Here is a 25,296-nt window from a genome sequence, read left to right as displayed (position 1 = left end):
TAAAGTCTGTACTGAATTTTCAGCAGGCCTCACTATAAGCCAAATTTTAATAAGAAAAAATATTTGAATGAGATTCAGAAAATTGGAAATAAAAAAGGAGATTCTTTAGGGTGGAAGCCAAAGAATCTCCGAAAAGCAAAAAATTAAGCAACTTTTTCTTTTAGGTTTAACCAATCACGTGGTTTTAAGTAATAGTCGGTTAAACGTTTCTCTGGTGAGTCTTCATCCCATTCTGGACGATATGACCAAGCTGCAAGATTAGGCAGGCTGACTAAAATAGACTCAATACGTCCACCTGTTTGTAAGCCAAACAATGTTCCGCGGTCATAGACTAAATTATATTCGACATAACGACCACGACGGTAAAGCTGGAACTCTCGTTGAGCTTCGGTATAAGGCTGTTCACGATGTTTTTCAAAAATTGGCAAAATGGCATTTAAATAACCATTGCCTACAGCTTGGATATATTTAAAGCAGGTTTCGAAATCCCAGCAATTTAAATCATCAAAGAATAAACCACCGACACCACGCTGTTCATCTCGATGTTTTAGATAGAAATAGTCATCACACCATTTTTTATGTTCAGCGTAGACATTGTCACCAAAAGGCTGGCATAGGTCATGTGCGGCTTGATGCCAATCGATAACATCCTGTTCATCTGGATAGAACGGTGTTAAGTCAAAACCACCGCCAAACCACCAAATTGGATCTTGTCCTTCAGGCTCTGCAACGAATAAACGTACATTGGCATGGGAGGTTGGAATGTTTGGGTTTTTGGGGTGAATGACTAATGACACACCAAGCGCTTGTGCTTTAGCACCAGCAATTTGAGGATGTCTTTCTGTAGCAGAAGCGGGCAGTTTACTAATATTGATGTGAGAAAACATCACACCACCTTTTTCAATCACGGTGCCATTTTGTAAAACTCGTGAACGACCGCCACCACCTTCTGGACGTTCCCAATCATCAATAATGAATTCACCCGTACCACCACCAGCTTTTTCTTGTTGTTCTAAACCAGCACAAATACGAGCTTGTAAATCGAGGAGGAATTCGCGGACACGTTGTATATCTGTTGAAGTCGGATGTTGCATAGTGACCCTCAAAGATGATTGAGATAGGAGATAGATACATCAAAACACAAAACCATAAAAAAAGTAAGGGATTTTTAAGAAATGTCTTAAAAATCCCTTCCAATTATTTTTAAATTTATAATTTTGTTTTAGAAATCATCTTTTTGATAAAGGTGATCCATGCGGTCACGTTTAGTTTTTAAATATTGTTCATTAAAAGGATTACGTCCAACCGTTAACGGAACACGACCAACCACATTAATACCTTGATCCTTGAGTGCCTGAATTTTCAAAGGATTGTTAGTAATTAACTTAACTTCTTTTACTTTTAAATGATCAAGCATAATGCTACACATGTCATAACGGCGCGCATCAGCTGGCAAATTTAAAAGTAAATTTGCATCTACCGTGTCATGACCTTGATCTTGTAAGGCATACGCACGAATTTTATTTGTAAGCCCAATACCACGTCCTTCTTGACGTAAATATAAAATAACGCCTTGACCTGCTTCGTTAATGAGCTTTTGAGTTGCCTGTAATTGAGGGCCGCAGTCACATTTTAATGACGCAAAAGCATCACCTGTTAAGCATTCTGAATGAACACGTACTAAAACAGGGCCTGTGGGTGGATTTTCTAACCCTTTAGAAAGTGCCACATGTTCTTCACCTGATACTGGATCTTGAAACACAGAAATATTGAATTCACCAAAAGCGGTCGGGAGTTTTGATGTTGCAATGAACTCTATAGGCACAGATTAACTCATCTTTTAACCGAAAACGGTTTAAAGTATAGCGTAATGCTGGGAGATTGGTCGAATTGTCATAATCATTTTGAGCACTAAGGTTTTCTTTTTTGTATAAAGAAGACGATAATAGTTGATAAATAGTCAGATTATTCAGGATAATCTGCCAACCATACCCATACTGTATGAGAGACTGCTTTGCATGACCTCGTTCGCAAATGTGGCTGATTGAAGGTGACTTCATTCGATTGTATGATCGACCCATTTTGACCCAGCTTAGGATTTGCCAGGCTTATAAAGGCTTTGCCACATATGTTGTATACCGAAATTCCAACTCAACGCCCTGTTACGCCATTGTTAGATGCAATTGATCATCCTCAACAATTACGTCAGCTCGAGCATAGCCAATTGGTTCAAGTGGCTGATGAGTTGCGTCAATATATTTTATATGCAGCAGGCCAGAGTGGTGGCCATTTCGGTGCTAACCTCGGCGTGGTTGAGCTGACGGTTGCGCTGCATTATTGCTTTAATACTCCAAATGACCGATTAGTTTGGGATGTAGGACATCAGGCGTATCCACACAAAGTCTTGACTGGTCGCCGTGAGCAAATGACAACAATCCGTGCTAAAAACGGTTTGGCAGCATTTCCCGCTAGAGAAGAATCAGTTTTTGATACTTTTGGTGTAGGGCATTCATCAACTGCAATTTCGGCAGGTTTGGGAATGTCTTTAGCACGTCGCTATCAAAATGACCCATGTGAAGTCGTTTGTATTGTGGGTGATGGCGCAATGACAGCAGGTATGGCATTTGAAGCCATGAACGATGCTGTGGCACACGATGCCGATTTAATTGTTGTACTTAATGACAATGACATGTCGATTTCTTGCAGTACAGGTGGTTTTGCTAAGCATTTAGCTGCAATTTGGGAAAAAGGCCATTTAGTTAATGTCGATGAACATGGCGAGGCGTATGTACAGCCACATCCGAAATGGACGTACAACTCTCGTTTACATCAATCGGCAACAGATGCGGCTGATAATTTATTTAAAGCGATTGGTTTTGATTACTTCGGTCCTTTCGATGGACATGACGTAAATCAACTCGTTCAAGTATTTAATGCTTTGAAAAAACGTAAAGGTCCACGCTTAGTCCACGTCTATACTAAAAAGGGTAAAGGCTTTACTCCGGCAGAAGCAGACCCTATTACCTATCATGCAATTGGCAAAATTAATGCAACTTCAGCAGGTAAAACGCCACCAAAATATTCTGATGTATTTGGTCAATGGTTGTGTGACGAAGCTGCACAGGATGAACGTTTATTAGCAATTACCCCAGCTATGTGTGAAGGCTCGGGCATGGTTAAGTTTGCTAAAGAATTTCCAAAGCGCTTCTTCGATGTTGCAATTGCTGAACAGCATGCAGTAACACTTGCAGCAGGCATGGCTTTTGAAGGGTTAAAACCTGTTGTTGCGATTTATTCAACATTCTTGCAGCGTGGTTATGATCAACTTATTCATGATGTCGCATTACAAAATCTTGATGTGACTTTCGGAATTGATCGTGCAGGCTTGGTTGGTGAAGATGGTCCAACCCATGCTGGTGCATATGACTATGCATATATGCGGACAGTTCCGAACATGGTCATCATGGCACCAAAAGATGAAAATGAATGCCGTCAAATGCTACATACCGCTTATGCTTATAATGGGCCAGCAGCAGTACGTTATCCACGTGGTGCGGGAGTAGGCGTTGAAATTCAGCAAGAGCTAACGGCCATTGAATTAGGTAAAGCAGAAGTCGTTGCTGAAATTAAACCTGCTTGTGATGAGCAGATTACGATTTTAGCGTTTGGTAGCCGCGTTATGGTTGCCATAGAAGCTGCTGAGCAGTTTGCACAAAAACATGATGTTGGTGTGCGTGTTGTAAATATGCGTTTTGTGAAACCACTTGATGAAAAAATTATTCGTGATTTGGCTGAACACACACATTTATTTGTCACTGTTGAAGAGCACGCAATTATGGGTGGTGCAGGCAGTGCGGTAAATGAGTTCATGGCACAAGAACAAATTGTTAAACCTATCATTAATTTAGGTCTGCCAGATTTGTTCTTGCAGCAAGCATCACATGGTCAAATGCTACAAGATTGTGGCTTAGATGCTAAAGGTATTTTAAACTCAATTGAGCGAGCTTGGCTTAAGCTAAATCAGGTGGTTTAAGCCTTTAATAAAATTTTTGAAACATTTTTTCCCCTAAAGCGCATTCATTTGCTAAAATGTATGCGCTTTTATGCATTATTCTTTGTCAAAATCTTCAAATTTGTATTGTAGTGGGTGTTCAATGGAACCTATGGTGGTTATGGCTGCGCGTGCGGCTCAAACAGTTGGTCAAGAGCTTTTAAAAGCGCATCAAAATCGTCATAAACTCGATTTGCAAGTTGAAGAGAAAGGTATTGATGGCCCAGTAACACGTGTAGATCGTTATTTGGAACAATTGACGATTGATACATTACGTAAAAGTTATAAAAACCATAGCTTCTTAGGTGAAGAGTTCGGTTTGCAAGAGGGCAAAGGCCACGATGCAGACTGGTGCTGGGTAATCGACCCGCTTGATGGCACGCAAAACTTTATTAATGGTTTCCCTCATTTCTGTATTTCTATTGCAGTTCAGCATAAAGGCGTTACTCAGCACGGCGTAATCTACGACCCAGTACGTGACGAATTATTCTCTGCAAGTCGCGGTCGCGGTGCGGTGATGAATCAACGCCGTATTCGTGTAAATGTAAAAGATACTTTAGAAAATACATTCTTGGCAGTAGGCCATCCTTACCGTGCTAAACGTGCTGGTGAGATTGTATCTTATGCAGAACAACACTTTGCTTCATTATTAGCTGTGACTCAAGCAGGCGCACAAATTCGTCGTGGTGGTTCAGCTGCCCTAGATTTAGCATATGTTGCTGCTGGCCGTTTTGATGGTTTCTTTGAGCTTGGTTTAAAACCATGGGATATCGCTGCTGGTGAACTTATTATTAAAGAAGCAGGCGGTGTAGTGGTTGACGCGCGCGGTGGTAATGAGTCTCTTGAAAATGGTCAAGTGCTTGCAAGTTCACTCAAAATGCTAAAACCTTTAATGCAAACTGTAGTTCCAGCTTGGGGTAAAGCCGCAAAATAATTTAATTATTTATTAATAAAACCCTCTATTATCAGAGGGTTTTATTTTTTTAAGCCATGGGTAAATTTTACTGAGTTCAATAAATATGAAGAAAGTTGATTAAAACACATGACTTTTAATTTCTTTCTGCTATAATCCGCCCACGCACTTAAATTTCCGTTCATTACCTGAACATTCTGTTCTATTCATTGTAAGCGCACGCTGTCCATAGAGAGGACCATTTCTTGCGCCCCGATCGCTCAGCGATTCTTCAGGTTCGGCCGTAATCAAGCGTGCGTTTAGTCCACATCGTCGTTACTCGGATTGCTGCTGAAAAAAACGTTTCAGCTAACTTTGCTTTGCCGCTTTGTGCCGATGTCTATTTTGTATTTATTAAAAATGGAGCACCCACTAGGGTGAAACTCTCTATGAGCAAAACTTTTGCCGAATTTTCTTTGCATGAAACCTTACAACAAGCGCTTGAAGGTTTAGGTTTTACTACCCCGACTCCTGTGCAAGAACAATCTATTCCTGCAGCTTTAGAAGGAAAAGACCTTCTAGTATCTAGCCAGACTGGTTCTGGTAAAACTGCGGCATTTTTATTACCGACATTACATAATTTAGCTGGTCAAGAAACTTTTGTTCCGTTCAAAGAACGTATGAAAGCTGTGACCCAACCTAACATTTTAGTTTTATGCCCAACACGTGAATTGGCTCAACAAGTTAGCCAAGATGCGATTGCTTTCGTACGTCACATGAAAGGTGTTCGTATTGCTGCAATCATGGGTGGTATGCCTTTTGGTAAGCAAATCCAACAACTTAAAGGCGCGCAAGTTATTGTTGCGACTCCTGGTCGTTTATTAGATTTAGTAAACCGTCGTCAATTAAAGTTAGATAAAGTTGAAGCTTTAATCGTTGACGAAGCTGACCGTATGTTAGACCTCGGCTTCTCTGAAGATTTAGAAGCGATTAGCGATTTAGCTGGTAACCGTCGTCAAACATTAATGTTCTCTGCAACTTTCGCTGACCGTATTATTCGTCTTGCTGAGCGCATGATGAATGAACCTGAGCGTATTGCAATTGAAACAGGTCACAGTACAAACACTGACATCACCCAAACTTTACACTGGACAGATGGTTTCGAACACAAGAAGAAACTTCTGACTCACTGGTTGGCTGATGAAACTCTTGATCAAGCGGTTGTATTCGCGAGTACTCAAGAAGATACAGATATGTTGGCTGAAGAACTTGCAGAAGCAGGTCACTCTGTAGTTGCACTTCACGGTGCAATGCCGCAAACAGTTCGTAACCGTCGTTTACGTAGTATTCGTGAAGGTCGTGCAAAAATCTTGGTAGCAACTGACGTTGCTGCACGTGGTCTTGACGTACCGACAATTTCACACGTAATTAACTTCGGTTTACCAATGAAACATGAAGACTATGTACACCGTATTGGTCGTACAGGTCGTGCTGGTCGTACAGGTCAAGCAATTACTTTAGCGACTTATCGTGAACGCGGTAAAATCCGTGCGCTTGAAGACTATTTAGATGCACGTTTAAGTGTTTCTGAAATTGAAGGCTTAGAGCCATCTCCACCTCCTGCTCGTTCAGGTCGTGATGGCGGTGGTCGTGGTCGTGGCGGCAACGGTGGTCGTGATGGTCGTCGTGGTGGCGGTTTTGGCGGTGGTCGTCGTTTTGAAGGCGAAAGCAACTTCAAACGCCGTGAAGGTGGTCGTGATGACCGTCCACGTCGTAGCTTTGATGACAAACCACGTGGTGAACGTCCATTCGGTGGTGAAGATCGTCCACGTCGCGAGTTCAATTCAGATCGCCCACGTCGTGAAGGTGGTTTTGAAGATCGTCCACGTCGTGAGTTCAACTCAGATCGTCCACGTCGTGAAGGTGGGTTCAACGATAAACCGCGTTTTGACTCAAATGATGACAACCGTGGTAACCGCGTAGATTACAAACCACGTCGTGAAAATGGTTTTGGTGATCGTCCAAAACGTAGTTTCGGTGGTGAAGATCGTCCACGTCGTAGTTTTGATGATAAACCTCGTGGCGAGCGTCCATTATTTGGTGGCGAAGATCGTCCACGTCGTGAGTTCAACTCAGATCGTCCACGTCGCGAAGGTGGTTTTAACGATAAACCGCGTCGTAGCTTTGATGATAAACCACGTGGTGAGCGTCCAGCGTTTGGTGGCGAAGATCGTCCAAAACGTAGCTTCGGTGGTGAAGATCGTCCACGTCGTAGTTTTGATGATAAACCGCGTCGTAAATTCGACCGTTAATCAAAAGTTCGTTTAAAGAAAGGCCAGTAGAAATACTGGCCTTTTTTATTTTCCAGTTTTGTTATAAAATAACAAAGTGTGAATTGGTTCAATTTTTTATTAAATAATGAGTAAAAGTAAACGAAAAGAAACAATAATGGCACAGTTGAAGAACTTATTAGTTCAGCATGGCTTGCCTTATCTTTTTATTGCACTTGTTTTGTGTAATGGGGTTTATTTTGCCTATGCTTTTATAACTGGAAGTTCTATTGAGCAGTTTCAAATTTCTGAATTAACCTCTTTTTACGAACATACCTCTTCTATTTCTACCAATTAAGTTAGCTTTGCTTTTGTCAAAATAACAACAAGTTTGCCAATTTTCAGTGTTATAGTATGCGTGCATAAAAGTGCAGGAACGATTGCCATTATGAATAATAAAACTCCTCTCTCGACTCAACCACTTATTGAAGTGAAAAATTTGAGTTTTAATCGAGGGGAACGCGTCATTTATGACAATATTAGTTTAAATATACGTCGTGGCCAGATTACGGCTATTATGGGACCTTCTGGTACAGGTAAAACAACATTATTACGTCTGATTGGTGGACAGTTAGTTCCTGATCAGGGTGAAGTTTTGCTCGACGGTAAAGATATTGCAAAAATGTCCCGTCAGGAACTTTTTTCAGCCCGTGCACGTATGGGAATGTTATTTCAGAGTGGTGCTTTATTTACGGATATGTCGGTCTATGAAAATGTGGCATTTCCGATTCGAGCACATACCAAGCTTCCTGAAAATCTAATTGCTGAACTGGTTGCATTAAAACTGGAATCAGTTGGTTTGCGTGGTTCTGAACAATTAATGCCTACAGAACTCTCAGGTGGTATGAACCGTCGTGTTGCCTTAGCACGTGCGATCGCACTTGACCCTGATTTAATCATGTACGATGAACCGTTTGCAGGGCAAGACCCAATTGTAAAAGGCGTGTTGACACGTTTAATTCGTTCATTGCGAGAAGCTTTAGATTTAACCACTATTATTGTTTCGCATGATGTTCCCGAAACCCTTTCTATTGCTGACTACATTTATGTTGTAGCAGAAGGAAAAATTCAGGGGGAAGGAACACCAGAAGAATTACAGGCATATGCTTCTCCATTTGTGCGCCAATTCTTAACAGGTTCGGCAGAAGGACCAGTTGAATACCAATTTAGTCATCAAGCCTATTTAGATAACGAGGTTCGTCCATGAATACGATTGCCTGGTTAGGTAGACTCGTTATTGAGCGGATTCGAGGGATTGGTGTTGCGGCACTAATGCTCTTACAAATTGTTTTTTCTTTTCCTTCATCTGGTGGGTTTGGACGATTTATTTACCAAATGCATCGGGTAGGGGTGATGTCTTTGTTAATTATCACTGTGTCGGGCCTATTTATTGGTTTGGTACTGGGTTTACAAGGATATTCAATTTTAGTGAACGTCGGCAGTGAATCAATGCTAGGCACAATGGTGTCTTTAACATTGCTGCGTGAATTGGCACCTGTGGTTGCTGCTTTATTATTTGCTGGTCGAGCAGGTTCTGCATTAACAGCAGAAATTGGTTCAATGAAGCAAAGCGAACAACTTGCCAGCATGGAAATGATCGGGGTTGACCCATTAAAACAAATCGTATCACCACGTCTTTGGGCGGGAGTGGTCAGTTTACCGATGCTAACTGTCATTTTTGCTGCGATTGGTATTGTGGGCGGTAAAATGGTAGGTGTCGATTTTCTTGGCGTCGATGAAGGCTCATTCTGGAGCGGAATGCAAAACAACGTGCAATTTGGGCATGATGTCGTAAATGGCATTATCAAAAGTATTGTGTTTGCTTTGTTATGTACATGGATTGCGGTATATCAAGGATATGCGTGTGATCCGACTCCAGAAGGAATCGCAACTGCAATGACGAGAACAGTTGTATATTCTTCATTATGTGTTTTAGGTTTTGATTTCGTGTTGACTGCGGTCATGTTCGGAGGGATTTAATGAAATCACGTAGTAGTGAGCTGGCCGTAGGTATCTTTGTTATTATCTTCGGTATTGCCTTGTTCTTTTTAGCCATGAAAGTTAGTGGCCTTGTTGGTACCAACTTAAATGATAGTTATACCATGAAGGCTCAGTTTGATAACGTCAATGGTTTAAAGCCTCGTGCTAAAGTAACGATGAGCGGTGTCACAATTGGTCGTGTTGATTCAATTACCCTTGATCCAGTTACGCGTTTGGCTACGGTAACCTTTGGTTTAGATGGAAAATTGACAAGTTTTAATGCTGAGCAGCTAAAAGAAGTTCAGAAAAATGCTTTAGATGAACTACGTTATAGTTCTGACTATACGCAGGCTTCTCCAGAGCAACAAAAAGCAATGGAACAGCAACTGATCAGTAACATGTCCTCCATCACCAGTATTGATGAAGATGCTTATATAATGGTTGCAACCAATGGTTTGTTGGGTGAGAAATATTTGAAAGTCGTTCCAGGTGGTGGTTTAAACTATCTTAAACGTGGCGATACAATTTCAAATACCCAAGGAACCATGGATTTAGAAGATTTAATTAGTAAATTTATTACTGGTGGTGGCGCAGGTAAAGTTGCCGCTGGTTCATCCTCAGCAGAAGAAAAAGCTCCTGCAAGTACCGACAGCAGTGCACAGCCGTCATTTGTTGAGTAAGAGTTTATTTGAAGGAGTGGTTCCAGGTGAATACGTTGTTTAAACAAACCCTGACAGCAAGTCTTTTGTCTACTATGATTGCAGGTACAGCTTTTGCTGCACCTTCAGAAGCACCACCTGATTTTATCAAGCGTGTTGCTGATGGCTTGATCGCTCGTTTAAAAGCAGATCATGCTAAGTTGCAGAACAATCCTGCTTTAGTAAAATCAATTGTACGTCAGAACTTAGACCCATATGTTGATTCACAAGCGTTCACTCGTATTGTGATGGGTACTTATGCGACGAATCAGTATAGTACAGCTGCACAGCGTGCTCAGTTTGAAACAAACTTCCGTAATACATTAATTGAAAATTACGGTAGCGCATTTGCTAAATATACAAATCAAAGCTATACCATGCGTCCTTACAAGGCAACTGCGGGTAAAAACCCTGTAGTGACATTGGACTTTAATCACAATGGTGAAAAAATTCCTGTTTCTTTCCAGTTGGCTGACAAAGGTACTCAATGGAAAATCCGTAATATCAATGTTTCTGGTATTGATCTAGGATTACAGTTCCGTAATCAGTTTGCTGCAACAGTGAAACGCAATGGCGGTGATTTAAATAAAGCAATTGCAACTTTCCAACCTGATGCAGACGCAGCTGTTAATCAAAACAAAAAGAAATAAGTAGGTGACGTGTGGTTCAGTATCTCAACCAACAATTGGTTGTTTCGGGAAAAATTGATTTTGAAAATGCGGAACAACAGTATCAAGCAGGTTTAGCTATCATAAAGAAGCAGCAAAGCTTCCCACTTGTGGTGGATTTAACTGAGCTTGAGCATGGTAGTACTTTGGCATTGGCTGTTTTAGTTCAATGGTTACGAGAGACTCCAAAAAATACTGGTTTGCATTTTAAAAATGTCCCTGAAAAAATGCTGAAGATCATTCAAGCCTGTCATTTGCAGGATGATCTGCAAATGATCTGATGTTTTTGATGTAAAAAAAGCACCTATATTTAGGTGCTTTTTTATGCTCGAAATTAGCATTTTATTACAAAGCTTAGATCCATTTTTTCCAGCGGAAATAAATGATCGGCCCAATAAAGAAACCCATAATAATCAGCAAAACAACGAAGAAACTGGTCGTACCATGTGCAAAAGGTAATACGTCTGTGTTCATGCCATAAATACTGGCAATAAGCATTGGAGGAGCTAACATACTTGGTAAGATCGAGAATCGACGAATCGTATCATTCTGTTCAGTGTTAATGAATCCAGAAGTTGTATCAAGTAAGAATCGTACTTTTTGGAATAAGAACGCATCATGTTCTACCAGTGAGCGCACATCTTCACTGAGCTCTCGAATGTCTGCATCATAAATATGACTGCCTAAAGCACGTGGACGTGATAAGAAAGTAAGTACACGTCGTAAGTCAATGAGACAAAGCTGTGCTTTTCCTAGCATGTCTTCTTGTTGAGCTAGGCGTGTAATCATGTCATCGAGATCTAGAATTTTTTCACGTTGGTGGTTATTAAGAACCTCTGTGGAGTATTTTTCTAAATCTTTGTGGATATCTTCTAAGATATCCGCAAGCTCATCGAGTTTTGCTTCAAGAAGGCCTAATAAGATCCAAGTAGGATCTTTATAGTCCATGTCATAGTCATTTCGGCGAGCACGGGCACGAAAGGCACGAAACGCAACTAGTTTTTCTCCGCGCATCGTAAAGAGGCGGTCTTTATGTAAAATGAAAGCGACCGTTTGCACCATGGCAAGCATATGTGATGACTCTTCAGCGTCGCCATCCACCTGATAATTTTTATTTTTCGTTAAAAAATAAGTACTGATGTGCAAAATACCGTCATCATCACGGTAAAATCGTGCAGAAGATGAAATGTCTTCAAGCGACTTTAGTGTTGGTAAATTTTGGTCATAGGCATCTAATACCCATTGTTGCTCTTCTTGCGAGGGTGCAATAAGATCAAGCCAGACTAATTCGGGATGTAGATCAAATCCACCATTGATGGTGGCATCTTCCAGACTTCCGCGTTCTGTGGCATAAAAGGCTTCAAGCATGTGTCTTTTTTCCTCACGCAGTCTGATGGAAATGGATGGGTGTATTTTAGACAAGGATTTGCCGAAAAACACTTGCCAATACGCTATTTTGCAAAAAAAAACTCTATCGATAGTTTAGTTTGTCAGCATGACAGTTCAATAAAACGGTTTTTTACACTATGAAATCAATTTGTATTTTCTGTGGTTCATCTCTTGGTTCAAACCCAATTTTCCAAAAAATTGCCCAAGCTACAGGCGAGGCTATTGCAAAACAAGGGAAGACCTTGGTTTATGGTGGTGGTCGCTCAGGCCTAATGGGTGTGGTGGCCGATAGCGCTTTACAAGCAGGTGGACAAGTCATTGGCGTGATCCCTCGTGCTTTAGTTGATCGTGAGTTAGCTCATCCGGGTTTAACCAGATTATATGTGGTTGAAAATATGCATGAGCGTAAAACCAAGATGGCGGATCTTTCAGATGGCTTTATTGCTTTGCCGGGTGGCGCTGGTACATTGGAAGAAATCTTTGAACAATGGACGTGGGCGCAATTAGGGATTCATCAAAAGCCATGTGCTTTCTTAAATGTAGCGGGCTTTTATGAAGATTTACTTAAAATGATTCAAGGAACGGTGGATAATGGATTCAGCCAAGCACGGTTCGTTGATAAATTGATCGCATCAGACAAAATTGAAGATATTCTTCAGCAATTCGAGCAATATCAGGCTCCTGCTCCAAAATGGACAAACGCAGATGTCCAACCATAAACGAGGTTAAATAGGTGAAAACAATTACGGTCGCTGCCGCAGTGATCTTAAATGAGCAAAATCAGTTGTTGCTTGTAAGAAAGCGTAATACACACACTTTTATGCAAGTGGGTGGCAAGCTAGAACCTAATGAGGCCCCAGAGATCACCATGCAGCGAGAAATTTTAGAAGAAGTCGGGAGCTCTTGTGTAATTGAGCAATTTATTGGTCATTTCGAAACAGCAGCTGCCAATGAGCCAGATCATATTCTGGTGAGTCATTTATATCTTGTTCAGCTCGACCAAGCACCTAAAATTGCAGCCGAAATTGCAGAAATGAAGTGGATAGATTTAAATGATTCGGAAACTCAACTTGCACCATTGACCCGAGAAATTGTCATTCCTTGGTGTGAAGAGTATTTATCTACGGTGCAATAGCTTAACTCTTTAGTGTTGCCGCTAGGCACGCCGTATGAATGGATGTGCAGCCTAATTGTTTAAGGGCTTGACTGAGCGCATGAACAGAGCTTCCTGTGGTTATCACGTCATCAATAATGAGAACGCGGCGATAACGTCGTTTCTCTTGATGATGGGGTAAAAATTGTTGTTCTATATTTTCAAAGCGTTCTAGCCGAGTAAGTCCTTTTTGAGAGTGCTCGTTTAAACGTTGGATTGGTTGCCAAACAGGTATTTTTAAGTGTCTGCTTAAGATATTGGCAAGTAGTAATGATTGATTGAAACCACGCTCGATTAAACGCTGATTGGAAATAGGCATGGGTACAATAGCTTGTACCTTGGGAAATTTTAATTGTTTTAAAATTTCACCTAATAAGATTTGATAATGTAACTTTTGTTCATATTTAAACTGCTGAATAATCCGGTTAACTGGATAAGCATAATTACAGGCCACAAGAACAGAGTGATTATTACGTTGAATCGTTTGTTTAAGCCAAGGTAGCTGTTCCCAGCAGTCTTTACAGAGCGAGTATTTTTCTCGCGTGCCTAACTCGCACAATGAGCAAGGTGAAAATAACTGAATAAGATGTTGGAAGTTTAAAAAATTAAACATAGGCGTAGCGAGGCGCCTCAGGAAGCCAACGTTTTAATAGAGCATCTGCCTGTTCTGGATAATCTTTTAAAACTTGCTGTGCCACATAGTGGGCTTGACTCAGTAGATGATCATCTCGCTCTAATCGGGCCACCCTAAATCCCATATCCCCAGTTTGTTTAGTCCCTAGTAATTCACCTGGTCCGCGTAATTCCAGATCTTTTTCCGCAATAACAAAGCCATCATTACTTTCTCTTAAAATAGAAAGTCTCTCTTGTCCATTTTGAGAGAGAGGGGTTTTATATAAAAGTACGCAAAAACTAGCTTGAGCGCCTCGACCTACGCGACCTCGTAATTGGTGTAGCTGAGAAAGCCCTAAACGCTCGGCATTTTCAATGACCATAATAGAAGAGTTAGGAACGTCTACTCCAACTTCAATCACTGTTGTTGCGATAAGAAGTTGTAATTCATTATTTTTAAATGCTTGCATGACGGCTTGCTTTTCATCGGCTTTCATTTTGCCATGCACCAAGCCAATGTTGAGCTCAGGAAAGCGCTCTTTCATCTCTTGGTAAGTTGCTTCCGCTGCTTGAGCGTCTAAAGTCTCAGACTGCTCAACCAATGTGCATACCCAATAGGCCTGTTTCCCATCTCTACAATTCGAAGCAATACGTTGGAGTACTTCTTCTCGACGATCAAGAGGAATCGTAACTGTTTGAATTGGGGTACGGCCTGGAGGTAACTCATCAATTATAGATGTGTCTAAATCACCATAAGCACTCATTGCTAGAGTTCTTGGAATCGGAGTGGCTGTCATCACGAGTTGATGTGGAGTGAACTGCTCAGCACCTTTATTGCGTAAAGCTAAACGTTGGTCTACACCAAAACGATGTTGTTCATCAATAATCACTAGCCCTAATTTAGCGAAGCCAACATTGTCTTGAAATAAGGCATGGGTACCGACAATAAGTTCCGCGTGGCCTTCTTTAATCTGTTGTTCTGCTTGGGCACGGGCTTTACCTTTTTGTTTGCCAGATAACCATGCCACGGTAATACCTAATGGTTCAAACCAACGTTTAAAGTTTAAATAATGCTGTTCTGCAAGAATTTCAGTCGGAGCCATTAATGCAACCTGCCAATCTGCTTCTAAAGCATGGCAAGCGGCTACAGCTGCAACTAGGGTCTTTCCAGCACCTACGTCGCCTTGTACTAAACGTAGCATAGGTTGGTGTTGTTTTAAGTCATTTAAAATTTCTTTAGATACACGTTTTTGTGCATTGGTCATTTGAAATGGTAAAGCTTCTAATAGTTTTTTAGCTAATACTTTACTGCTTGAAAATGCAGGTGAGGCAATTTGTCGAATATAAGCACGGCGATTAAGTAAACTAATTTGGTGCGCAACCAACTCTTCAAAAATAAGCCGTTGCTGTGCAGGGTGCGAGCCTTGAGCCAATTGCAGCATGTTGGCATCCACAGGAGGCTCATGAATGTAATACAAAGCCTCTTTAAGCGCATAGCCATTGGTATATTGCTTTGGGAGTAGCTCTGGTAAGGCGTCGCTATGATGCTTTAAAGCTTGTTTAACGTATTCGCGTAATTTGGGTTGAGTTAATCCATCCGTACTTGGGTAAATTGCTGTAAGCTGAGTTTTTGGTAGAGGCGTATGTTCATGAATGAGCTGAATTTCAGGATGATACATCTCAAGGCCACGAGCACCTACGCGGACTTCACCAAAAATACGTAAGCGATGACCGGGTTTTATTTTATCAGTCAGGTTTTTATAAATATGATAAAAGCGTAAGGTGACTTTACCGAATTCATCTTGCACCAAGGCTGCCATAGATTTTCGTTTTCCCGGAGGGAAATCAATTGATTTGACTTCACCTTCGAGTAAATAGCTCCGCCCAACCACAAGTTGATTCATTGGAATAATCGTACTTCGGTCTTCATAATCACGTGGCAGATGAAACAGTAAATCATCTGTGGTAAAAATATTTAGTTTTTCGAGCAGGGCTGCTGAAGCCGATCCAACGCCTTGTAACTGATGGACTGAAGTCATGTCCCCTCAACGAGTTTTCTATGCATATATTATTTATCGGTTATGGTAAAACATCTCAGCGTGTTGCTAAACAACTATTTGAGAAAGAACATCAAATTACCACAATCAGCCGTAGTGTAAAAACGGATAGTTACGCAACACATCTTGTTCAGGATATTTTTACGCTCGACTTAAGTAAAATTGAACCTGTAGATGTCGTATATATTTTACTTTCTCCAAGCGAGAGTACGGTTGAGGGCTATCAACATACTTATGTAGATAGTATTGAACCGATTCGAGAAGCATTAAAAATACATCCAGTAAAAAAAATAATTGTTGTCTCTTCTACGCGGGTGTATGGTGAAAATGCAGGGGAGATCATTGATGATTTTAGTGAAATTCATCCAAATGATGCTCAAGGCAATATATTGCGTAATATGGAGCTACTCTGGCAAAAACATTATCCAACTCAATCTATAATTATTCGCCCGACAGGTATTTATGGAACTTCCATTGCCCGTTTAAAGAAAATGGCTGAAAATCATCAAAGTTATCCAAATATACATTATAGCAATCGAATACATATTGATGATTTAGCAAGATTTTTGGCTTTTATGGCTGATTATGCAAATCATCAAGCAAGCTATATTGTGACTAATAATCAACCATTACCTCTGCACGAAGTTATCGCGTGGTTTCAAAAACAATTGGGTTTGCCAGAATTAACTTTAGAATCAAACCAAATTTCAGGTAAAAGAATTTATGCAAAACATTTATCTACAACAGGTTTTCAGTTGGAACATCCAATTTGCTTTAATGACTATTTATTATGTTTAAATGTTCATAGCACTAAATGAAATTTTGATTAAACTTTAAATAAGAACATAAATACCTGATGAGGCAGTCAAATTGCCGATAAAGATAAAAAGGTTGAAAGTGAAAAAAATTTGTTTAGCTCTTATCTTGAGCGTAACAGCTGTTGCGAGTTGGGCTGAGGATCAGGTGTGGTGTGCCTATGATCCTATCGGGTCCCAAGGGGATATTACTCGCCGTTTAAATGACATTCGACTTTATGCCCAGCAATACCAAGTCAAATTTAAAGTGGTTACCTATCAAAAAGAACAGCAGGCCATACAAGCCTTTGATGATGGAAAATGTTCAGGTTTAGCTGCATCCAATTTCAATACTTATCGTTATAGCCAATTTATGGGAAGTACCGCGGGTATAGGGCTTATTCCTAATAACCGTACGGCCAAAAGCTTTTTGCAGCTTTTAAATCATCCTACAATCGAGAAAAGGTTAGTTTCTAAGAATTATGAAGCTATAGGAATGATTCCAATTGGAACTGCTTACATGGTTCTAAAAAATAAGAACCTCTCTAGAGTCGCTCAATTAAGAAATCAGCGTATTGGGGTGCTACCCAACAATCCACCACAACAAGCACTGGTACGAAGTGTAGGTGCTCAGCCAGTCTATGTCGATTTATCTAACGCGATTGCGCAGTTTAAGCAAAATAAAATCGATATTATTGCTGCCCCAGTGTATGGATTATTGCCGTATAACTTAAAAAAAGAATTTGGACCAGATACTCAAGTCATTAATTTTCCTTTAGCATATTTCGGTGTCAATTTAATTATTAAGCCGCAAGCTTATCCTGCTAATTTTGGCCGAAAAATTCGAGGATGGTTCGTTCAAAATAGCCAATTGCTGACGAATCGTGCGACACAATGGGAAAATCATTTACCTGCTTATTATTGGGTAGATGTCTCTTTTTATGAGAAGCAAAGTTATGACGTAATGGTTGCCAAAATACGTAATCAGTACGTTCTTTCAGGTTATTACGATGCTTATTTCGTTCAGCTTATGAAGCGCTTACGTTGTATGGACGATCCACGTTATTTTGAATGTCCAATTCGCTAATAAAATAAAAGGCAACCGAAGTTGCCTTTTATTTTGACTGAAGACTTTAAGCTTTTTTGCGTTTTAAACGGCGTTTAGCTTGTTGAGATGCCATTGCTTCAAGAGCATCTTTCAATTCTTCGTCAGTAAAGGTAGTGATGTGCTGCAACATTTGCAAGGTTACTTCATCAAGCACCAACTGTGCGCCAGCAGCCATTTGACGGAAGTTGTCATCAAACTCAATTTGGCCTTGATCGTTAGTGCGAATGTAATTTTGCTGCGTAAGTACTTTTAAGAAGCTTTGGAATAAAGCTTTATCGAAGAACTCTGGCGAATTAAATTCATATAGAACTGATAAACGTTGTCCTAATAAATGACTTAATTCTTCAACTTGTTTAGCAGAGATATTACCTGAACCACGTTGAGTAATGAGCGCAAGTGTCATGTAGTAGCGCTCAAGACTTTGCTTAACTGGCGTTGCTAAAACAACAAGCTGATTATGCTCTTCTGTATTTGGCGCAGAGCTAACCAAGTTACCTTCATCGTCTTGTTGAATAAGGTTAGATTGAACTAGAGCATCTGCATATTGCTCAACTTGTGCTTTAAGCTCGCTGCTCTTCCATTTAAGGAATAACTCAGCTTTCAAGAATGGATAGAGCGTATAGATGACATTAGTTAAATCTGAACGACTGATTTTTCCATTATGCTCAACAAGCGATGCCACTAATGAAGGTAAAACAAAGGCGTGCAAGATGTTATTACGGAAGTAAGTCAGAAGAACAGCTTGGTTATCTTCAATCGCAATAATATCGCCAAGCGCATGCTGAACGCGTTTAATGAGTTTAAGCTTTAAACCATACGCAATAATTTCTTTACCAGAAAGTGGCGTTACTTCCATACGTTGGTCATATGGGAAGTTCGATGCCAAGTTACGATAAGCTTCTAGCTGCTTAATACAAATTTCTTCATCAAGCGTATGCTTTGGAGTCGCAAGCAAAATAATAGAAAGTAAAGAAACAGGGTTAATCACCACAGCTCGGTTAATATTTTCTAAAATTGCATGTGCAGAGCTATTTACTGCATCTGAAACAGCTTGAGGAATTGGGTCGTCATTTTTCTCGATATAAACGTTTTCTGCATTATGTTGCTTAAGCAGATCATCAAGGAAAACGGGTTCACCAAAATTCACGTGGACTTTACCAAAGATACGTTCAATTTTTCGTAAGGTTTTCACAATACCAAAAATAGATTCGGCTTCTTTTGGCTTACCTTGCATTTCGCCTACGTAAGTTGAGCCTTCCATGAGTCGTTCATAACCAATATAAGTTGGTAAGAAAACGATCGGTTTGGCACGGCCACGTAAATGGCTGTGAACTGTCATGGCAAGCATACCAGTTTTAGGCGGTAATAAACGTCCAGTACGTGAACGTCCACCTTCAATAAAGTACTCAAGTGGCGTGTTGCGTGACAAAATACTATATAGATATTCTTTAAATACAGTAGTGTAGAGCCCATTTCCACGGAAAGAGCGACGAATGAAGAATGCACCGCCACCACGTAAAAGCTGACCAACGAAAGGTAAGTTTAAGTTATCGCCTGCAGCAATATACGGAACCATTAAGCCACGTTTATAGATGACATATGACAATAGTAAATAGTCAATGTGACTGCGGTGGCAAGGTGTGTAGACAACTTCATAGTCTTTCGCTAGTTCACGAACGGTACTAAAGTTATGCACCTCTACGCCGTCATAAAGCTGGGTCCATAGGCGTGTTAAGGCAAGATCGGCAAAGCGCACTGCTGAGTGTGAATAATCCGATACGATTTCATTCACATAGCCGATCGCACGGCGTTCAGCTTCAAGCATGCTCACTTTTCCGCGAATACTTTCACGGCGGATTGCTTCTTGCACATCACGAGATTTAACAACCGATTGCATGACATTGCGGCGATCCGACAAATCGGGGCCTAACACGACTTCACGCTGACGGTCTAAATAATCATTTAACGTACTTACAATATAAGTTGCTGGTGAAAGATTTGGATAATGCTGCTGTGCATATTCAACCAATTCACGTAGCGATTGTGGTTCATGAAACTCTAAATAAGACTGACGGCCATGCAAACCAATATTAACCAGCTGCTTAACTGTGCTTGGTGTTGCCCATGTGTCTGAAAATAATAATTTAAACCAAGAATCTTCTTTATCTGGCGAACGGCCCCATAAAACTGTAACCGGAACAAGCTCTATATCAAGTTCAGGATTTTCTTGTAAAACTTCAATCAGTTTTAATAAGCGTGGTGGAAAAGCATGAGGAGGCGGATTCAGTAAATTATTTTCATCATTGTGCTGTAAAAATAAAACTGATGCTTTTTCCTGATGAGTACCCACAATGAGTGGGTCTAACGCAGGTTTTAAATTTAAACGACGCGTTTCTCCATCAACCACTAAAGCATTGCTTCGAGAGTGGTTTTGTAAGACGTAACAAACCACTTTTTGGCGGTCAGTTTTTGCTTCTGTTTCTGTTGTTTCTGATACTGGTTCAGTAGGAACTTCCCCAAGAACATGTGGTGTTACCACGAGGTCAAGTAGTTTACTCGAAAGCCGACGATACATTTGACCAAACCCACTCTTGGACATAAGAACTCCTACTTCTTAAAGACAAATCCCAGCACCAAATGCAGAGGGTAATTATTTTGCGGCATTTATTAAAAAAAACAATATGCTACTTTCTTATAAATTATAATGCTTTTGGCATATTTTATCGTTAAAAATCGTATTTTTAGCTGTTATATGAGCAATCTTCGTCAGAAGTTGACTGATTGTTCCATGTTCAAATAGTTTTTTATGGCACAATAGATTCTACACATCTGTACTTTAATACGATTTTTTACCTGAAATATGAAGGTATCTCTCATGAATGCGTTAACCCAAGAACTTGTCGATCTTCTTACTTTAGAGAAGCTAGAAGAAAATATTTACCGTGGCATAAGCCGTAATCTTGTCGGTAAACGTGTCTTTGGTGGGCAGGTTTTGGGGCAGGCCTTACGTGCGGCATCTTATACAACCGATCGCCCAGCGCATTCTTTGCATGCATATTTTTTATATGGCGGCGATATTAATGCCCCAATTATTTATGAAGTAGACCGTTTACGTGATGGGAAAAGTTTCGTAAGTCGTCAGGTTCGTGCCATTCAACACGGACGAGTTATCTTTTCGGCGATGGTTTCTTTTGCTAACCCCGAAGAAGGCTTGAACTATCAACATCAAGAGCCAGAGTATCCTGCACCAGAGACTCTTAAATCTGAAAATGAGCTCAAAGAAGGTATTTTAAATTTCGTACCTGAAAATGTTCGTGCTAGTTTCATGCGTGAGCGCCATGTAGAAATTCGCCCAATTGATCCGGTAAATCCGTTTCAGCCTCAACCTGAAGCTCCTTATAATGCGCACTATATCCGCACACATGACCGTATTCCAAAACAATTAGATGATATTGCTTTGCATCAAGCAATTGTTGCGTTTTATTCAGACTTTACCTTAATGACAACTGCTTTGAGACCGCATGGGCTTAGCTATATTTCTCCAAGTTTGCAGTGTGCGAGTATTGATCATGCCATCTATTTCCATCGCCCGCTGCGTGCTGATGAATGGATGCTTTACGATATGGAAGCAACCGTTAGCGCAGCTTCTCGCGGCTTGAACTTTGGCCGTATGTGGCAAAATGGTCAGTTGGTATGCAGTACCGTGCAAGAGGGTTTAATTCGTTTGCGGGAAATTGAAACGCAATAAACTTATTTATAAAGCCATCTCATCAGATGGCTTTTTTATTTTTAATTGAAACGATGTGACAAAAAATTGCTCGTATGAAAAGCGCGCTCATGTCATATTTGCAAAAGGATTGCCAACTGAAAAAAATAATGCTGATATGAACTTAAACACACAAATTCTTATTGCGGCCATTTTAGGCTTAGCCTTTGGTTTTATATTAACGTTGTATCCCGATACTGCGTTTGTAAAACATAGTTTATATGGGTTAGGCATATTAAGTAGTGTCTTTATTGGGCTGCTTAAAATGTTGTTGGTGCCTTTGATTTTTAGCTCGATTGTTGTGGGTGTTTCTAATTTGCAGGCGGGGGGGCAGTTAGGTCCAGTCTGGAAAATTACCTTTTTATGTTGTTTGACCACAACAACATTGGCTTTAATTTTAGGTATAAGTTGTGCTCATCTATTTGAAGTAGGGCGTGGTATAGATATCTCTATTTTCCAAACGTCTATGCAAAACTATCAGGCGCCAGATAGTTTAAATCCTGCAAGTTTTTTCACTAATTTTATTCAAAATACATTAATTAACCCATTTAAAGCATTCAGCGATGGTAACGTTTTAGCTGTTGTGGTGTTTGCGCTATTTGTTGGTGTTGCTTTAGTCCATGGCGGTGAGCGTTTTAAAAGTATTCGTGTATTAAGTCATCAATTTTTTGAAATGATGATGATGCTAGTCGGCTGGGTAATGAAGCTAGCGCCTTTGGGTATTTTTGCTTTATTAGCAAAGTTAATGGCAACGGAAGATATTTCAGTACTCAGTCGTTTGGCTGAGTTTGCTGTTGTAGTGACAGGGACTACCATTTTTCATGGTGCTGTTGTTTTACCGTTACTACTTTGGATTTTTGGCCGCATGAGTCCTTGGACTTTTTTCAAAGGAACACGTACAGCGCTAATTACAGCATTTGCAACCAGCTCTAGTTCTGCCACAATGCCTCTTAGTATGAAATGCGCACAGGAAAACTTAGGTGTTCGTCCGCAAACAGCTGGTTTTGTAATTCCTTTAGGTACACAGCTTAATATGGATGGTACGGCTTTATATGAAGCAGCCGCTGCATTGTTTGTCGCAAATTTGGTGGGGCTAGACTTAAACCTGACACAACAAATTATTGTGTGTTTAACAGCAATGATTGCATCACTGGGTGCACCTGGAATTCCGAGTGCTGGTATGGTCACCATGATTATGGTTTTACAGTCTGTAGGCTTGCCAGCCGAAGCGATTGCAATTTTACTTCCGATTGACCGTTTATTGGATACGGTAAGAACAGTGGTAAATGTTCAGGGCGATATGATGATTAGTGTGGTTGTAGATCGATATACTAAAGAAAAAGATATCAGTATCTGATCATTCAATAAAAAAGCAGGATTTAAAATCCTGCTTTTTTATTTTTAAGCTGCTTGTAACTCGGCTCTTTTTGCTGCTGGAGATTGAGATAAATAACTTACCGCATCTTCAGTACTGCCTTCTTTAACTGGATCATACCAAGGCATGAGGTAATCAATTTGTTGGGCAATCAGCCAGAATGGATTTGGTAGCACTTGGTTATCTTTGCGACTAATCTTAAGCCATTCTACAGCAACCCATACTGGGAAAAATCTGGATTTAGCTGCATCAGCAAAACGTGGATCTTGTTTCATAATATGTGCAGCGCCATCTACCCATAATCCAAGCACCAGTACAATCACTGCAAGACTTAAATAGTAGCGTGGAATATATCCACCACCCAAATGGCGGTATAAATCAAAAGCAACGGTACGGTGTTCAATTTCTTCTGAACCATGCCATTTAACCAGATCGACCATTTCAGGGTCAGCACCTAATTCTTCCCAACGCGTATTATAGAGTGCATATTTCCCTAATACACAGGTCATATGCTCAACAGTTGCAATAACGCCTAAACGGAAAAGATCCCATTGCCCTTGTAGAAATTGAGGGACTTCTTTATCAAATGGTTTATCTGCTAAGGCAGTAGTAAATAGATAATTCATAATGTCCAGATTTCGCTGGATATCAATATTACGTGCACTTAAATATTCTTTATTGGCCGAAGTATGCGCATTGGCATGCATAGCTTCCTGTCGAATAAATGCTTGTACATCCTGTTTAAGTTTTTCATCTTTAATTTGTGGTAAAACTTTATTGTACAAACGGCAAAACCAGAACTCTCCAGCAGGTAAAATGTTATTAATTTCATTAATAAAATAACTTGCAAAAGGCTGATTTGGAATCCAGTCCACAGGGGTATCTTTCCAGTCAAATTTTACTTTACGTGGAAGAATTTTATAGTCAATAGAAGAACCTAAAGCCTTGTTCTTCAAAAAAGATAACAATTTCATCATTTAGTCCTGATTTTTAACTCGATGAAGTTATAACGAGTATAAAAAAAGCCCCTACATTTGTGTTTAGCAATAGGGGCCAATTTGAAAATAAATTTAATAAAGAAATTGTATCTGTTTTGACGATTTACTCTTCAGCATCCTCATCTGATGCTTCAGGGATCGCGTCAACGTCAAATTCCGGCTCTTGATCAAGCGTAAAATGCAGGCGTCCAGCCATAACACTTGCTAGCTCTTCTAAACCTAATTTATTAAGTGATGAGAAAAGTTGAATCGAGAAATCAAGCTTCATTTTTTTCAGTTGTTGCTTAACTTCTAATAGCACTTTGTTTGCAGGGCCACGATTAAGTTTGTCTGCTTTCGTTAAGAGAATATGAACAAAGAGATGACGTGAATAAGCCCACTCTAGCATCATCATGTCGAAATGCTGTAGAGGATGGCGAATATCCATTAGTAATACTAAGCCTTGTAAGCTTTTACGATGGATTAAATAGTTCTCTAATTCTTTTTGCCATACTCGTTTCATATCTTCAGGTACGGCTGCATAGCCATAGCCGGGAAGATCGACTAAACGTTGATCGGGGTTGCCGAGACTAAAGAAGTTAATCATCTGGGTACGGCCAGGTTTTTTAGAGGCGCGCGCGAGTTGTTTTTTGTTGGTTAGTGCATTGATAGCACTGGACTTACCGGCATTTGAGCGTCCTGCAAAAGCGATCTCGTAGCCACTATCTTCAACACAAAGTGCCAATTTAGGTGCACTCATTAGAAACTCAGCTTGGCGTAACCAGTTGAGTGATTGCACAGCATATGCCGTGATCGCTGGGTCTGGTTTCTTTTCATAGCTGATCTTTTGCTTGGGTGCGAGTCTGGCTTTGGTGTCTTTCGATTTTTCACTACGACGCATAAAAAATAACTTTTTAAATGAGAGGGCTCGCGCCTAGTATAAAGGAGCTTGGGTATTCTTGCTAATTTTCAATAAGTCGACTTATCAAAATCAGTAGAGCTTAGATTTGTAAAAATGCAATAGGGGAGTTGGCAGGAGCAGATTTTGATTGCTGCAAAACTTCTCCGAGTGTGTATTGGTCTAGGCTTTGATAAAAACTCTCTAAAGCCTGATCTAAAATACCTTTTAAACCACAGTGACTGCGTAATACACAAGGTGGTGTATTACATTCAACGATTTGATTGTCGCCCTGTAATATTCGAACGATTGAACCTAAATTTGAGTTAAGTGCATCTGGATTTAAGCGAATTCCGCCGCCTTTTCCACGAATGGTAATAATCCATTCCTGCTTGCCCATGAAGTGAACAACTTTAACTAGATGGTTTTGTGAAACATGCAAATCTTTCGCGATTTCTGCAATCGTGTAGGGTGCATCACTTGGGCGTGCAACATACATTAAGAGTCGTAATGCATAATCGGTAAATTTATTAAGCTGCATGATCACC

Annotated in this window: 24 protein-coding genes; 15 read left to right on the top strand and 9 right to left on the bottom strand. The window is 40.3% G+C overall.

Annotated elements, in window-relative coordinates; translation table 11 throughout:
* Positions 1-143: 143 nt before the first annotated feature.
* Both hemF and ribA read right to left on the bottom strand, forming a co-directional pair.
* The gene (gene hemF / locus J663_RS07260) at positions 144-1,094 is read right to left on the bottom strand and encodes an oxygen-dependent coproporphyrinogen oxidase (protein ID WP_005067232.1); all 951 of its coding nucleotides are present in this window, start codon (positions 1,092-1,094) and stop codon (positions 144-146) included.
* Positions 1,095-1,222: 128 nt separating this feature from the next.
* Entirely contained in the window at positions 1,223-1,825 is a 603-nt protein-coding gene (gene ribA / locus J663_RS07255; protein WP_033848817.1) for a GTP cyclohydrolase II, read from the bottom strand.
* Between the two features lie 303 nt (positions 1,826-2,128).
* Between ribA and dxs the strand changes: the two genes are divergently transcribed.
* From dxs to J663_RS07210, 9 genes are all read left to right on the top strand, one after another.
* Positions 2,129-4,033: a 1-deoxy-D-xylulose-5-phosphate synthase gene (dxs, locus tag J663_RS07250; RefSeq protein ID WP_033848816.1), complete on the top strand. Its 1,905-nt coding sequence runs from the start codon at positions 2,129-2,131 to the stop codon at positions 4,031-4,033.
* Between the two features lie 121 nt (positions 4,034-4,154).
* A complete protein-coding gene (locus tag J663_RS07245) occupies positions 4,155-4,985 on the top strand; it encodes an inositol monophosphatase family protein (RefSeq protein WP_032054646.1) in 831 nt (276 codons plus the stop codon).
* Positions 4,986-5,392: 407 nt separating this feature from the next.
* Positions 5,393-7,255, top strand: a complete 1,863-nt coding sequence (locus tag J663_RS07240) for a DEAD/DEAH box helicase (RefSeq protein WP_033848814.1) — start codon at positions 5,393-5,395, stop codon at positions 7,253-7,255.
* Positions 7,256-7,361: 106 nt separating this feature from the next.
* Positions 7,362-7,571, top strand: coding sequence for a hypothetical protein (locus tag J663_RS07235; RefSeq protein ID WP_005067237.1), 210 nt, complete (start codon positions 7,362-7,364; stop codon positions 7,569-7,571).
* Positions 7,572-7,661: 90 nt separating this feature from the next.
* Positions 7,662-8,480 carry an ABC transporter ATP-binding protein gene (locus tag J663_RS07230; protein WP_002116999.1) on the top strand — a complete coding sequence of 273 codons (819 nt, stop codon included), beginning with the start codon at positions 7,662-7,664 and terminating at the stop codon, positions 8,478-8,480.
* Positions 8,477-9,253: a lipid asymmetry maintenance ABC transporter permease subunit MlaE gene (gene mlaE / locus J663_RS07225; protein ID WP_002117010.1), complete on the top strand. Its 777-nt coding sequence runs from the start codon at positions 8,477-8,479 to the stop codon at positions 9,251-9,253. The genes J663_RS07230 and mlaE overlap by 4 nt, the downstream gene beginning before the upstream one ends.
* Positions 9,253-9,933 carry an outer membrane lipid asymmetry maintenance protein MlaD gene (locus J663_RS07220; RefSeq protein WP_005067241.1) on the top strand — a complete coding sequence of 227 codons (681 nt, stop codon included), beginning with the start codon at positions 9,253-9,255 and terminating at the stop codon, positions 9,931-9,933. The genes mlaE and J663_RS07220 overlap by 1 nt, the downstream gene beginning before the upstream one ends.
* 26 nt (positions 9,934-9,959) lie before the next feature.
* Positions 9,960-10,601 carry an MlaC/ttg2D family ABC transporter substrate-binding protein gene (locus J663_RS07215; RefSeq protein WP_002116826.1) on the top strand — a complete coding sequence of 214 codons (642 nt, stop codon included), beginning with the start codon at positions 9,960-9,962 and terminating at the stop codon, positions 10,599-10,601.
* 11 nt (positions 10,602-10,612) lie between these two features.
* Complete coding sequence (locus J663_RS07210) at positions 10,613-10,900, top strand: STAS domain-containing protein (protein WP_005078357.1); 288 nt, start codon at positions 10,613-10,615, stop codon at positions 10,898-10,900.
* A 73-nt stretch (positions 10,901-10,973) separates the two neighbouring features.
* Here J663_RS07210 and J663_RS07205 read toward each other — a convergent pair whose 3' ends face one another.
* Positions 10,974-11,987 (bottom strand): magnesium and cobalt transport protein CorA, encoded by a 1,014-nt coding sequence (locus J663_RS07205; protein WP_002116978.1) that lies wholly within the window; start codon positions 11,985-11,987, stop codon positions 10,974-10,976.
* 158 nt (positions 11,988-12,145) lie between these two features.
* On the opposite strand from J663_RS07205, the gene J663_RS07200 reads away from it, so the two are divergent.
* Positions 12,146-12,727 carry a TIGR00730 family Rossman fold protein gene (locus J663_RS07200; protein ID WP_005067248.1) on the top strand — a complete coding sequence of 194 codons (582 nt, stop codon included), beginning with the start codon at positions 12,146-12,148 and terminating at the stop codon, positions 12,725-12,727.
* A 14-nt stretch (positions 12,728-12,741) separates the two neighbouring features.
* Positions 12,742-13,143, top strand: a complete 402-nt coding sequence (locus tag J663_RS07195) for an NUDIX hydrolase (protein WP_033848810.1) — start codon at positions 12,742-12,744, stop codon at positions 13,141-13,143.
* A gap of 1 nt (position 13,144) precedes the next feature.
* Here the strand turns inward: J663_RS07195 and J663_RS07190 are convergent, their stop codons facing one another.
* Positions 13,145-13,774: a ComF family protein gene (locus J663_RS07190; protein ID WP_033848808.1), complete on the bottom strand. Its 630-nt coding sequence runs from the start codon at positions 13,772-13,774 to the stop codon at positions 13,145-13,147.
* Complete coding sequence (recG, locus tag J663_RS07185; RefSeq protein WP_005078352.1) at positions 13,767-15,812, bottom strand: ATP-dependent DNA helicase RecG; 2,046 nt, start codon at positions 15,810-15,812, stop codon at positions 13,767-13,769. The genes J663_RS07190 and recG overlap by 8 nt, the downstream gene beginning before the upstream one ends.
* 20 nt (positions 15,813-15,832) lie before the next feature.
* Here recG and J663_RS07180 point away from each other — a divergent pair, with 20 nt between their 5' ends.
* Positions 15,833-16,648 (top strand): NAD-dependent epimerase/dehydratase family protein, encoded by an 816-nt coding sequence (locus J663_RS07180; protein ID WP_033848806.1) that lies wholly within the window; start codon positions 15,833-15,835, stop codon positions 16,646-16,648.
* A gap of 79 nt (positions 16,649-16,727) precedes the next feature.
* A complete protein-coding gene (locus J663_RS07175) occupies positions 16,728-17,711 on the top strand; it encodes a putative solute-binding protein (RefSeq protein WP_033849231.1) in 984 nt (327 codons plus the stop codon).
* A 46-nt stretch (positions 17,712-17,757) separates the two neighbouring features.
* Here J663_RS07175 and plsB read toward each other — a convergent pair whose 3' ends face one another.
* On the bottom strand, positions 17,758-20,331 hold the full coding sequence (plsB, locus tag J663_RS07170; protein WP_033848804.1) for a glycerol-3-phosphate 1-O-acyltransferase PlsB: 2,574 nt from the start codon (positions 20,329-20,331) through the stop codon (positions 17,758-17,760).
* A gap of 276 nt (positions 20,332-20,607) precedes the next feature.
* Between plsB and J663_RS07165 the strand changes: the two genes are divergently transcribed.
* Together J663_RS07165 and J663_RS07160 are read left to right on the top strand one after the other, a co-directional pair.
* Entirely contained in the window at positions 20,608-21,480 is an 873-nt protein-coding gene (locus tag J663_RS07165; RefSeq protein ID WP_002116924.1) for an acyl-CoA thioesterase, read from the top strand.
* Positions 21,481-21,589: 109 nt separating this feature from the next.
* The gene (locus J663_RS07160) at positions 21,590-22,855 is read left to right on the top strand and encodes a dicarboxylate/amino acid:cation symporter (protein WP_033849229.1); all 1,266 of its coding nucleotides are present in this window, start codon (positions 21,590-21,592) and stop codon (positions 22,853-22,855) included.
* 44 nt (positions 22,856-22,899) lie between these two features.
* Here the strand turns inward: J663_RS07160 and J663_RS07155 are convergent, their stop codons facing one another.
* The 3 genes from J663_RS07155 to J663_RS07145 all read right to left on the bottom strand — a co-directional run bounded on the left by J663_RS07155 (position 22,900) and on the right by J663_RS07145 (position 25,289).
* Positions 22,900-23,850 carry a metal-dependent hydrolase gene (locus J663_RS07155; RefSeq protein WP_081404663.1) on the bottom strand — a complete coding sequence of 317 codons (951 nt, stop codon included), beginning with the start codon at positions 23,848-23,850 and terminating at the stop codon, positions 22,900-22,902.
* A 124-nt stretch (positions 23,851-23,974) separates the two neighbouring features.
* Entirely contained in the window at positions 23,975-24,751 is a 777-nt protein-coding gene (gene yihA / locus J663_RS07150; RefSeq protein WP_005067265.1) for a ribosome biogenesis GTP-binding protein YihA/YsxC, read from the bottom strand.
* A gap of 100 nt (positions 24,752-24,851) precedes the next feature.
* A complete protein-coding gene (locus J663_RS07145) occupies positions 24,852-25,289 on the bottom strand; it encodes an RrF2 family transcriptional regulator (RefSeq protein ID WP_002116968.1) in 438 nt (145 codons plus the stop codon).
* Positions 25,290-25,296 lie beyond the last annotated feature (7 nt).

Source organism: Acinetobacter sp. 826659 (assembly GCF_000588515.1).
Taxonomy (GTDB): Bacteria; Pseudomonadota; Gammaproteobacteria; order Pseudomonadales; family Moraxellaceae; genus Acinetobacter; species Acinetobacter pittii.
This window is presented reverse-complemented; position numbering and strand designations above follow the sequence as displayed.